Below are 12,314 nucleotides of genomic sequence, written 5' to 3' on the forward strand. Positions count from 1 at the left end.
CTTGCTTGGGCTCATCTTCCTACCTCTCGGGCTCATCTCCTTCTCCTTTGGACCCATCTTCCTACCTCTCGGGCTCATCTCCCCCCAAAAAAGCGCCCCCACATCCGTGAGGGCGCTCCATTGTATTATTTTAACTTTTCTTCCACTTTCTCTAGCATTTCCTTTGTCATATTGTCTATATCATATTTTGCTTTGAATCCCCATTCCGCTTCTGCTGCTGAGGAATCGATGCTGTTTGGCCAGCTGTCGGCAATTTTTTGTCTGACAGGGTCTACATCAAAGGTTAATTGGAATTCTGGAATATGCTTTTGTATTGCTTTGGCAAAATCCATCGGTTCCGCTGAAATAGCAGAAATATTAAATGCATTACGATGTACTAGCTTAGTAGGATCAGCTTCCATTAATTGAACAATGGCATCAAGGGCATCTGGCATAAACATCATGTCCATGTAGGTGCCTTCAGCTATATACGACGTGTATGCTTTTTGTTTAATCGCTTCATAATAAATTTCCACTGCGTAATCGGTTGTACCACCGCCAGGAGGGGCTACATACGAAATTAATCCTGGAAAGCGTACCCCCCGTGTATCGACACCATAACGTTCAAAATAATAATCGCAAAGTAGCTCTCCTGCTACTTTGTTTACACCATACATTGTTGTAGGTCTTTGTAAGGTGTCCTGTGGGGTACTGTCCTTCGGTGTTGTAGGTCCGAATGCGCCAATTGAACTTGGTGTAAAGAACTGTAAATTAAGCTCTCGGGAAACTTCCAAGGCATTCACAAGTCCACCCATATTAATATCCCATGCAACTTTCGGCATTTTCTCAGCGGTTGCTGATAAAAGTGCTGCCAGATGCATGATTGTGTCTACCTGGTAGTCCTTTGCTACCTCATATATACGCTTCTCATCCGTTACATCTACTACTTCAAATGGACCTTTTTCGCTTTCTTCTTCTGAATAACGAATGTCTGTTGAAACTACATTTGCGACCCCATATATACTTCTTAGCTTCGTAACCAGCTCTGAGCCAATTTGTCCTCGAGCACCTGTAACAAGTATCTTTTTCATCGGTTTCTCCTCTATTCAAAAATCTAAAAGATGCAAATTATATTAATCCCATATCTTTTCCTACTTTTTCATAGGCGCTAATAGCCTCATCGAGCATTTCCTTCGTATGTGCTGCAGTTGGCATATTGCGTACACGCCCAGTCCCTCTAGGTACCGTTGGGAATACGATTGACTTAGCATAAACTCCTGCTTCGAATAATCGTTTACTAAACTCTTGCGCTGCTTTTTCTTCGCCAATGATACAAGGAGTAATCGGAGTTTCACTGTCCCCAATATCAAAGCCTAATTTTTTCAGACCAGCTTTTAAATAATTTCCATTTTCCCACAGCTTGTCATGTAATTCTGTACTTTCCATTAGAATCTCAACAGCCTTTTTACTTGCTGCAGCATCTGCTGGAGATACAGCAGTGGAGAATAAAAATGGACGAGAACGTACTTTTAACCAATCAATTAGATTTGCCTTACCAGCAACATATCCTCCGATAACACCAATGGCTTTGGAGAGCGTACCCATTTGGAAATCCACTTTATCTTGTAATCCAAAATGCTTCACTGTACCTGCACCTTTTCCTAGTACACCAGATCCGTGTGCATCATCGACATACGTAATTAAATCAAATTCTTCCGCAATCTCTACGATTTCCGGAAGCTTGGCTACATCCCCATCCATTGAGAATACGCCGTCGGTAATTACCATTATTTTATTATATTGACCAGATTCAACCGCTGCTTTCGCCTTCTGACGTAAATCATCCATATCGGAATGTCCAAAGCGAATAATTTTGGCTCTAGATAGACGACATCCATCAATGATAGATGCATGGTTTAATTCATCAGAAAGGATGGCATCATGTTTATCCATTACAGCTGAAATAGCAGCCATATTACAGTTAAAACCAGATTGATACGAAATAACAGCTTCAGTACCTTTAAATTCAGCTAATTTCTTCTCTAGTTCTATATGCAAGTCCAAAGTACCATTGATTGTACGAACGGCACCAGCACCTACACCATGGGATTCTACTGCCTCTTGAGCTACTTTCTTCAGCCTCTCATCAGTTGCTAGCCCTAGATAGTTGTTAGAAGAAAGATTGATTAAGCTTTTCCCATTAATCGTAATAACCGGTCCGTTAGCACCTTGTACTGGATCTATTTCATTGTAAAGTCCATTTGCTTTTAGATCAGATAAGTTTTCATTTAAAAATCTATCTAATATTTTACTACTCATTTGGAAATACCTCCTATTTATAGAAAATCATTTTTTGTAAGCGTTACCATATAGTTAATCATATTAAGTTTATCATAAGATGCTTTAAATGTTTAGGAAGATACACATTCAAAAACGTTGTTAAGAAAAACACTTAAATATAAGTAATGTAGCCTTTTTAAATGGGCTATCTTATAGAAATTTTTCAAGCTTTTTTCCTTTCTTTCCTATTAATACACTCATTTGCAATATTTACCGGAGATTAAATATAAATTGTCATTGTCTATCCCATAGACTATCTATTATACTAGCATTATGGGACATAACATGATGGAGGAATCAGCTGTGAGAAAGATATTAGTTGCCCTATTTCTTATGATCGTAATTGGGTTTGGTATTGTAGGTATTAACCAGCAATTAATAGAGCCTGAAGAAATGATTCAAACCAATAACCCAAATTCTATTCAAACACAATCTTGAAATAAAAAAATGGAAGCATCGATTATAATGCTTCCATTAGTTGTTACTCTTCTTTATTTATTCCACAATTGTTACATTTACTTCTCTGACTCCCCAATCAAAGGCTTCTTCTTTAGTTGGGAGATGAATATCGATTCGATTTCCTTTAATTGCACTACCGATGTCACCAGCAATTGCGTATCCGTATCCTTCAACATACACTTTAGACCCTAACGGAATCACATCCGGATCTACTGCAATTACTTTTGCATTTCTATCCTCATTTAAGTTAATCCCGGTATAAGTAATACCTGTACACCCGTCACATTCAGCGGTATATGCAGTAGCTACTACGCTTAATGTTTTACCTTCCGGCTGGTCATCATTCGTATTACTTTCTTCTTCACTTGCTGTACTTGATTTCACTTCAGTTGGTTGAATAGAATTAGCAGCAGCAACTTCCTTCTCTTCTGCTTTCTCATCTTCTTCCTCTTCAGCCTGCTTTATTATTAGTTCTTGCCCAACTAATATTAAATCTGAAGTAAGCTTATTCCATTCTTTCAACTCTTCCACAGATACACTATTTTCCTCCGAGATTCCAAAGAGTGTATCTCCCTTTTCTACTAAATATTTCTTATAGATTGCTATTTGTTGTTTTGGATAGATTATATCAGAGTCTAGTTCGTTCAGTTCATATAATGATTCTACGGTTGTTTCGTATTCATTTGCAATTCCCCATAGTGTATCACCTTCTACTACTTCATACTCAAGTGCCGAAGTGCTTAGTGGAGATGCAAACATTAATCCTGCAGCTATAGTTGCTACAATCGTCTTCATAGTAGTCCCTCCTTATTTTTCGGACAAAGCCTATCCTAACACAGGTTAGTAGACTATGCCGTTACAAGACTTTTAAAAGTCTGTTACAAGGATTGCCAAAACTACTATGTTTTATTACAAAAGTTATAGATTTAAGTCAATATTACTAGATTAGTACTTTAGTACGGTCTATATTACGTGAAAATTACATAGAAAAACGAAGAAGCACTTAAGCTTCTTCGTCTTCTTATAAATTATTAGTTACCATCTTTGAATGGCTCTTCTTGTGTAACAGCTAGTTCATGAAGTCCCATTGTGCTACCACGTTCAATTGTATAGTTTTGAACACGGTTGTTAACAGGGACTAACTCAGCACGGTATAGTGTAGGGAATACTGGGATATCCTCTACCATTAGTTCTTGCCATTGCTTATAAATGTCCTGACGATATTCAACATCAAAGGCGTTTAATGAATTACCCTCTAAAAGTAATTCTGTACTCTTCTCACTTTCATAGCGTGGGAAGTTAAAGATTTGGTCTGGTCCGTATAATCCATAAGGGTTTACATCTGTACCAGTTCCCCAAGCACCTTGATAAATATCAATTTCAGGGTCGTCATCTCCTTTTTCACCTACACGCTCATAGAAAGAGTTGAATTCTAGAAGACGACCGTCAATTAATTGAACATTTAGACCAACATTTTTCCAAGATTGGATATAGTATTGTGATAGTGGTTCCGCAACATCTCCACCTGACATTGAAGCAAAGTTAATTACTAGCTCCTCACCATCTGGAGTTTCACGGAATCCATCTCCATTAACATCCTCATATCCAGCCTCATCTAAAATTCGGTTAGCTTCGTCTGGATCAAATGTTGGTGTTTCAATAGTTGAATCATGGTAATCGCCGAATGGAGGAATGATTAGTGTCGTTGCATTCCAACGTAATCCATTATAGAATTGTTTACCTACTGCATCATTATCAACGGCATACCACATTGCACGGCGTAAGTTTACATCTGCCATTTTCTTATCGGGATCCATAACAACTTTCTTCTCTTCTTTATCCCAATGTCCTAGCTTGAATCCAATATACGTATACGATAACTCTGTTCGGCCTAACCATTCAATGTTAGTCAAATTAGCGTTATCTACAAATTGATCAGATGGAAAGCTATTAACCATATCTACATCGCCAGTTTTTAATGCCTGAACAACTGTATCTGGATTTACAACCTTTAATACTACCTGATCTAAGTTTGGTTCTCCACGCCAGTAATCTTCAAACTTTTCATACACTACTGATTCACCAGGCACGATACTCTTCACTTTAAATGGTCCCATACCTACTGGGTTTTTACGAACTAAATCATGTTCTTCCATTTCTGCTACAGGAATATCTTTAAATAAATGTTTAGGCATTGCGTAAGGCCATACACCACCTGTTAGCAAGGATGGTTGAGACTCTTTATACGTAATCTTTAATGTTTTTTCATCAACAATTTCGATACCTGAGATTGTATCTGCTTCACCAGCATTGTACTCATCCATACCGATAATACCAGAGAAGTCTGGGCCGTAACGAACACCTGGATAATCCGGGTGACCAATGACTTCAAATGAATATGCCCAGTCTTCCGCTTTTACAGGCTCACCATCATGCCAATTAACATTGTCACGAATCTCAAATGTAAACGTTACACCATTAGGATATTCATCGGTTTCATAAGGCTCTGTTTCGAATGTTGCAGCCCCATCATTAGTGTAAGTAAAGGTATCGTCTATTGATAGTAACGGCTCGTCAAACCAACTAATTACAACAGAATCAGGGTTACCTGAATAGAAATTATAGTTTAAAGTACCTTCAAATACTGTATCAGATACTAAACCATAATTAAGTGTTCCACCTTGAATGGCTTCCCCTTCATTGGTTTTCGTTAAAGCGAAATCCTCGATGTTGAACAACCCATCGTCCTCTGCAGGTTCCTCATCATCTTTGTCACCATCTTGACCCTCATCTTTAGAAGTATCTGGATCATCTTTCGGATCTTCATTAGCTGTGTTGCCACTACATGCAGCTAATACTAATAGTAAAGAAAGCATTAGTGCAAATAGCCACTTTGTTAAGTTTGTCTTGCTCATGCTAAATACCCTCCCTTTTTTTAAACCCTTTTATTTGTCGAATATTTCGACAATTTATACTCAACATTAACACAACCTTTGTGTTAATGTAGGTAACAATCATTAGTTTTTTACCCTACCAATCTTCTAAGCCTCACCCCCCTATAATGTGCTGACATGATGACTCGTTTAAGTAAAGCTTCAACTATAAATTATCCTCTTCTTTGACGTGCATCTGTTGCACGTTTCAATGCCTGACCAACGTTATTAACACATAACATTAATAGGAGAATCATTACAGAAGCTGGTACCCATATCCACCACCTAAATTCCAATGTTTGTGGGTTTCTTGCATAACTTAGTAATGTTCCTAAACTAGGTGTGTTTTCTGGAAAACCAAATCCTAAGAAGGAAAGACCAGATTCTAATCCAATATTAGAAGCTAAATTTAATGTCATGGTTACAATAATCAAAGAGCTACAGTTTGGTAGCAAATGCTTAAATATAATTTTTACATTTGATGTACCTAGTGTTTTCGCTGCTTGAATATAATCTAATTCCTTCTCCTGCAATGCTTTTGATCTAATTAATCGGGCGATTCCCATCCATAGAAAGGCCGTCATGATAAGTGAAAATGTAACAATACTATATTTCGGTACAATTGCAACGAATGTAATTACAATCATGGTAAATGGTAAGATTAAGAAGAAATCTAGGATACGCATCATGACGTTATCGATATGCCCGCCAAAATAACCAGAAGCTAATCCAAATATAACTCCAATAAGTCCTGTTAACACTGTTACAATGATTGCAATCGAAAGTGAATTTCGTGTACCGATAATTAACTGTCCAAATACATCTCGACCACCATAATCAGTTCCTAGTATAAAATCTTCTCCAGGTGGTTCATATATTGCAAATAAATCAACCTTTACAATTTCGTCTTGATCCAGTACAATGGATACTCCGTAAACAAATACGGTAATACCTACTAAGAATATTAAAGAAATTAATGCCAGCTTATCTCTGACCAATTCTCTCCAAATTATGCTAAAACCTGATGGACTCTTGATTACTTCCTTTGATTTCACTTCTACATTTGCTGCATTTGCTTCCACATTTTTCACCTCACTATATACCTATAAAATTTATTTAATACGAATTCTCGGATCAATTAGACTCAAGATAATATCTGAAAGTAAAGCACCCATGACAGAAGCTACACCGAATAATAAAGTCGTAGCTGTCACGACACTGTAATCCCTTAGGCTAATCGATTCTATTAACAATTGCCCCATCCCAGGATATCCAAAGATATTTTCAATAAAGATAGAGCCACCAATTAGTCCAGTAATTTCAAATCCGAAAAATGCTGCTATTGGTAATAGTGAGTTTCGCAAAATATGGCGATTATAAACTCGTTGTTCAGAAGCACCTTTAGCTCTTGCAAGTAAAATAAAATCCTTTTGTTTCGTATCAACTATCTCATTTCGTAGATATTGAATCGTACTGTATGTTGTAATAAGTGCCATTGATAATGCTGGTAATAACAAATGATATAATTTACTCATAAAATAATCGAACGTTCCAGGTTCTAGACCTGGGGTGACACTTCCACTAGTTGGGAACCATTGCAACTGGAACCCGAATATCCAAAGCATTACTAGTGCAAAGATAAACAGTGGCGTTGCAAACCCAACATATGAATAACCAGTAATTAGCTGATCCCTAAACGTATCATTATATCTTCCACTTGTAATCCCTAGTGGTATCGCAATTAAATAGGTAAAAATTAACGTTGCTACCGATAACCAGAATGAATTAACAATTCGCTGTCCAATTAATTCGGTAACGGGCATTTTAAAACGGAAGGACTGACCAAAATCACCTTGTAACACTCCTCCGACCCATCTAGCATATTGCTCATGCCACGGATCATACCAACCCAGCTGAATTCGAAGTTCTTCTAAACGCGCAGGATCAACATTCGGGTCAATTTGCCCTGAGAGTGCATCCCCTGGCATCATTTTTGCTAGAACAAATATTAGTATACTTAACAGGACGAGTTGAGGAATCATTATTAAAATACGGCGTAAAGAAAATTTCCACATAATATCAACCTTTCTCTGGTAAAGCCACTAAATGAGTTTCATTTATCGGTTTTAACCCGTAGGCTAAACCTTCCTCATCAAAGTAATCATTATAGGCTTGTTCATATTCTGTATTGACCTCTTCACGGAATCTTTTCATTTCTTCCCGTTTTTTCGGATCGATATCTGGTATTGCTGCTACCAGTCTTTTCGTATAAATATGCTGTGGATCATTAAAGATCTCTTCTGCGGTTCCTTCTTCCACAAAGCGTCCTTTATACATAATGCCAATATGATTACACATATGTTTAATGACACCTAGGTCATGACTTATGAACAAGTAAGTTAAATCTAACTCATCTTGAATTTCTTTCATAAAGTTCAAGACCTGTGCTTGAACCGAAACATCCAATGCAGAAACAGGTTCATCGGCAATGATTAATTTTGGCTTCAACGCGATTGCTCTTGCAATACCAATACGTTGTCGTTGTCCACCAGAGAATTCATGTGGGTACTTCAAGATGCTTTCTGGACTAAGACCAACTAATTCAAGTAACTCTTGTACGCGAATTCTCTCTTCTTTTCTACTTAAATTTTCAAAGTTTCGAAGTGGTTCCGCTACAATATCGACAACCCGTTTTTTCGGATTTAATGAAGAATATGGATCCTGGAATATCATTTGAATATCTTTTCTTATTTCTGTTTTCGCTCTTCTTACTCCTGTTATATCTTTGTCCTCAAAAAGCACTTTTCCAGAGGTAATATGATTTAATCCAATAATGGCTCTACCAGTAGTTGACTTACCAGATCCTGATTCACCAACTAGACCATATGTTTTCCCTTTTTCTAGTGTGAAGGATACACCATCTACAGCTTTTACGTGCCCAACTGTTCTTCCGAATACGCCACCTTTTATAGGAAAATGTACTTTTAAATCTTCTACTTTAAGAAACCCCATGTTGCGCTTCCTCCTTACTCTCTGCTGGGAAGTCAAAATGTTTATAGCAGCTACAACGAACGAAATGCCCTGGCTTTACTTCATGTAATTCTGGATTTGCTTCATGCGCTGTTTCTGCCACCCAAGGAATCCTTGGAGCAAAGCGACAACCTTCACGTGGCAATTTTTGTAATGAAGGTACAATACCTTGAATAACATGCAATTTATCTTGTCCTTCTTGTGTATTTGGAACAGAGTTAAATAATGATCTCGTATATGGATGTAATGGTTCTTCAAACAGAGTCATGACGTCTGCAATTTCAACGATTTGCCCGGCATACATCACTGCCACCCTGTCTGCCATTTCAGCAACTACTCCTAAGTCATGGGTAATAAGAACTATACCAGAATCCAAATCATCCTTTAAATCTTTAATTAAGTCTAATATCTGAGATTGTATCGTAACATCAAGAGCAGTTGTTGGCTCATCCGCAATGAGTAATTCCGGATCATTTGCTATAGCAGTTGCGATAACTACCCTTTGCCTCATCCCCCCAGATAACTCATGCGGGAATTGCTCATACACATGTTCTGGACGTGGAATTCCAACTTTACTTAGTAGATCAATTACCTTTTCTTTACGCTGATTCTTGGTAAGGTCTTTTTTATGAAGGAGTAATGTTTCTCCTATTTGATTACCGATATTCATTAATGGATTAAGGGCAGTTAATGGATCCTGGAAAATCATACCCATATCATTCCCGCGTAGCTTATTCAGCTTTGACGCAGTCATTCCGACTATGTTTTCTCCTTTGAATAAAATCTCTCCCTCCATCTTTGCACGATTATGTAATCCCATAATAGAGAAGGCTAATGCACTCTTACCACAGCCAGATTCCCCAACAATGGCTAGCACTTCGTTTTTATTTACCGTAAGTGAAACATTATCCACCGCTGCATAATAATCGTCCTTAATCCGGAAAGATGTCTTCAAATCTCTGATTTCCAATAACTTCTCTGCCAACCTTAATCCCCCTAACTAAAATTTGCAAAAATTTAATATATAAATGTTTTATTAACATATTAAAGAGCAGATATTCATGTTGTATAGCGTCTAGTAGTGTCTGCCCCATTATTTATAGTATTAATTTTCCAAAAATTTAAGTCATTATCTATCACAGTAGATATGCCATTTCGCTACTTTCGTAATAAAACTGTAACATATTATTTATTTTTTTAAAGTATATATTATTTTCTGAGTTTTAACAAGCTTTTTTTTAACATTTTATTAAAAGTTTTTAGATAATTAGTTCTATTACTTATAGCTAAAAGCCGTTACATTGTTGATAATTATAGGGATTTATACGGAGAAGAATATAACTAAAAAAGCCCGGGTGGGGGCATCTCCTACCAGGGCGGAATCATCTTTCTCCTGTTTGGCTCATCTCCTCTCGGGGTGGGTTCATCTCTTCTGTTTGGGCTCATCTCTTCACAAGACGGACGCATCCTCCCGCTATTTGGGCCCATCTCCGCCCCACGTGGGCCTATCTCACCAAATTTCAGTCGCATGCTCCTTCAAGTAAAAATAAAAAACTCCCATTCGCTCATCTTTCTACGAATGGAAGTTTTTCTTATGCTAGCGGGAAAGTTTTTTAACCCTTCCTCTCTACCAAAAAAGAAGCCACTAAGTGACTTCTTTTTCGCTATTATTATTCAGCTGCTTCAGCTTTTTCTTCTGTTACACCAATTTGGTAACGTTGAAGATCTGATTCAGGATCAAGTGTATAGTTCGTTACACGGTTATTTACTGGAACAATTTTTGCACGATATAGAGTTGGGAACAACGGAATGTTATCAACCATTAGTTGTTGCCACTTGTCATATACTTCTTTACGATATTCTGTGTCCATTGCTTTCATAGAAGAACCTTCAGCTAATAGCTGATCATTTTCTTCATTAGTCCAACGTGGGTAGTTAGCATTTGAGTTCCCAGCAAAAATACCAGCAGGGTTTACATCAGTACCAGTACCCCAAGCACCTTGGAAAATATCAATTTCTGGATCATCTTCTTTTATACGATCATAGAATGAGTTGAATTCTAATAAACGACCATCAACTAATTGTACATTTAGACCTACTGCACCCCATGATTGGATGTAGTATTGAGCTAGTGGCTCAGCAGTATCTCCACCAGACATTGATGCAAAGTTAATAACTAATTTTTCACCGTCTGGAGTTTCACGGAATCCATCACCATCAACATCTTCATATCCAGCTTCATCTAGAATACGATTTGCTTCATCTGGATCGTGTGTTGGTGTTTCAATATCAGGATTATGATATTCTGGGAAGAATGGAATGATTAATGATGTTGCATTCCAACGTAACCCATTATAGAAGTTGTCACCAACTGCATTATTATCTACAGCATACCACATTGCACGGCGTAGGTTTACGTCCGCCATTTTAGCATTAGGGTCAACCTCTACTTGACCTTCTTCAGCATCCCATTTACCTAATTTAAAACCAATGTATGTGTATGCATTATCAATAGATCCTAAGAATTCAACATTAGACATGTTTGCATTATCTAGGAATTGATCTGTTGGAAAGCTATTGACCATGTCAACGCCACCAGTTTTTAATTCTTGAACTACTGTAGAAGGAGATACCACTTTCACTGTAACTTCTTCTAAAGCAGGTGTACCTCTCCAGTAGTCTTCATTTCTTTTTAATACAACAGACTCACCAGGTACAATTGATTCTACTTTATATGGTCCCATTCCGATCGGATTTTTACGAACCGCATCAGATTCTTCCATTTCTTTTACATCCATATCACCGAAGACATGTTTTGGTAATGCATATGGCCAAATTCCTCCAGTAATAAGAGAAGGACCACCTTCTTTAAAGGTAATTTGTAAAGTCTTATCATCAATTACCTTAATACCAGAAATGGTATCTGTTTCACCATCATGATACTCTTTCATTCCTTCAATGTTTTCAAAGTCAGATCCATAACGGATACCATCATAGTCCGGATGACCGATAACATAGTGAACAAATTCCCAATCCTCAGCAGTCACAGGTTCACCATCATGCCAGTTAACACCGTCTTTAATTTGTAAAGTGTACACTTTACCAGTGTCATCCACTTCCCAAGTGGCAGCACCATCTTGTGTGTAAGTATAGCTAGCATCTGAGTCAAATAAAGGCTCATCAAACCATGCAATTACTTCATAGTCAGGATTACCTGAATAGAAGTTGAAGTTAAATGTACCTTCTAGTACCGTATCTGACACGATACCATAAGTTAGTGAACCATTTTCAAGTTCTTCACCATTGTTTGAAGCAGTCATATTGAAATCGTCAATATGGAAGATACCATCTTCATTTGCTTCCGTGCTTTTGTTATCTTCTGAACCATTATCCCCTTTGTCCTCAGAAGACTCATTGTCACTACCGCCACCACATGCAGCAAGTGCAAGCAATAATACGAGCATAAGAGCTAAAAGCCATTTGCTTGTCTTTCTCATCATAGTTGCCTCCCTATTTTTATAGATATAGTTTTCCTTGGCCATCCCGTTGGCGCGGCCAAGGAGTAACAAGTAC

Annotated in this window: 10 protein-coding genes; 1 reads left to right on the top strand and 9 read right to left on the bottom strand. The window is 37.6% G+C overall.

Features of this window, described 5'->3' with window-relative positions:
- Positions 1 to 125: 125 nt before the first annotated feature.
- A complete protein-coding gene (locus tag ACSKT4_RS16375) occupies positions 126 to 1,070 on the bottom strand; it encodes an NAD-dependent epimerase/dehydratase family protein (RefSeq protein ID WP_186868250.1) in 945 nt (314 codons plus the stop codon).
- 37 nt (positions 1,071 to 1,107) lie between these two features.
- Complete coding sequence (locus tag ACSKT4_RS16380) at positions 1,108 to 2,298, bottom strand: glycine C-acetyltransferase (RefSeq protein WP_186868249.1); 1,191 nt, start codon at positions 2,296 to 2,298, stop codon at positions 1,108 to 1,110.
- A gap of 324 nt (positions 2,299 to 2,622) precedes the next feature.
- Here ACSKT4_RS16380 and ACSKT4_RS16385 point away from each other — a divergent pair, with 324 nt between their 5' ends.
- Complete coding sequence (locus ACSKT4_RS16385) at positions 2,623 to 2,757, top strand: hypothetical protein (protein ID WP_255488067.1); 135 nt, start codon at positions 2,623 to 2,625, stop codon at positions 2,755 to 2,757.
- 57 nt (positions 2,758 to 2,814) lie between these two features.
- Here the strand turns inward: ACSKT4_RS16385 and ACSKT4_RS16390 are convergent, their stop codons facing one another.
- From ACSKT4_RS16390 to opp4A (ACSKT4_RS16420), 7 genes are all read right to left on the bottom strand, one after another.
- On the bottom strand, positions 2,815 to 3,573 hold the full coding sequence (locus tag ACSKT4_RS16390; protein WP_186868248.1) for a 3D domain-containing protein: 759 nt from the start codon (positions 3,571 to 3,573) through the stop codon (positions 2,815 to 2,817).
- 236 nt (positions 3,574 to 3,809) lie between these two features.
- Positions 3,810 to 5,693, bottom strand: a complete 1,884-nt coding sequence (gene opp4A, locus ACSKT4_RS16395) for an oligopeptide ABC transporter substrate-binding protein (protein ID WP_186868247.1) — start codon at positions 5,691 to 5,693, stop codon at positions 3,810 to 3,812.
- Positions 5,694 to 5,884: 191 nt separating this feature from the next.
- Positions 5,885 to 6,793, bottom strand: coding sequence for an ABC transporter permease subunit (locus ACSKT4_RS16400; protein WP_186868246.1), 909 nt, complete (start codon positions 6,791 to 6,793; stop codon positions 5,885 to 5,887).
- A gap of 30 nt (positions 6,794 to 6,823) precedes the next feature.
- Entirely contained in the window at positions 6,824 to 7,786 is a 963-nt protein-coding gene (gene opp4B / locus ACSKT4_RS16405) for an oligopeptide ABC transporter permease (RefSeq protein ID WP_186868245.1), read from the bottom strand.
- Between the two features lie 4 nt (positions 7,787 to 7,790).
- Complete coding sequence (locus ACSKT4_RS16410) at positions 7,791 to 8,723, bottom strand: ABC transporter ATP-binding protein (protein WP_186868244.1); 933 nt, start codon at positions 8,721 to 8,723, stop codon at positions 7,791 to 7,793.
- Positions 8,710 to 9,726: an ABC transporter ATP-binding protein gene (locus ACSKT4_RS16415; protein ID WP_186868243.1), complete on the bottom strand. Its 1,017-nt coding sequence runs from the start codon at positions 9,724 to 9,726 to the stop codon at positions 8,710 to 8,712. Before ACSKT4_RS16415 ends, ACSKT4_RS16410 begins: the two co-directional genes overlap by 14 nt.
- Positions 9,727 to 10,411: 685 nt before the next feature.
- On the bottom strand, positions 10,412 to 12,238 hold the full coding sequence (opp4A, locus tag ACSKT4_RS16420) for an oligopeptide ABC transporter substrate-binding protein (RefSeq protein WP_186868242.1): 1,827 nt from the start codon (positions 12,236 to 12,238) through the stop codon (positions 10,412 to 10,414).
- Positions 12,239 to 12,314 lie beyond the last annotated feature (76 nt).

The organism is Ornithinibacillus liuyingii (genome assembly GCF_055550225.1).

Coding starts and splice junctions, on each gene's coding strand:
- ACSKT4_RS16375 (WP_186868250.1), bottom strand. CDS start 1,070: ATGAAAAAGATACTTGTTACAGGTGCTCGAGGACAAATTGGCTCAGAG.
- ACSKT4_RS16380 (WP_186868249.1), bottom strand. CDS start 2,298: ATGAGTAGTAAAATATTAGATAGATTTTTAAATGAAAACTTATCTGAT.
- ACSKT4_RS16390 (WP_186868248.1), bottom strand. CDS start 3,573: ATGAAGACGATTGTAGCAACTATAGCTGCAGGATTAATGTTTGCATCT.
- opp4A (WP_186868247.1), bottom strand. CDS start 5,693: ATGAGCAAGACAAACTTAACAAAGTGGCTATTTGCACTAATGCTTTCT.
- opp4B (WP_186868245.1), bottom strand. CDS start 7,786: ATGTGGAAATTTTCTTTACGCCGTATTTTAATAATGATTCCTCAACTC.
- ACSKT4_RS16410 (WP_186868244.1), bottom strand. CDS start 8,723: ATGGGGTTTCTTAAAGTAGAAGATTTAAAAGTACATTTTCCTATAAAA.
- opp4A (WP_186868242.1), bottom strand. CDS start 12,238: ATGAGAAAGACAAGCAAATGGCTTTTAGCTCTTATGCTCGTATTATTG.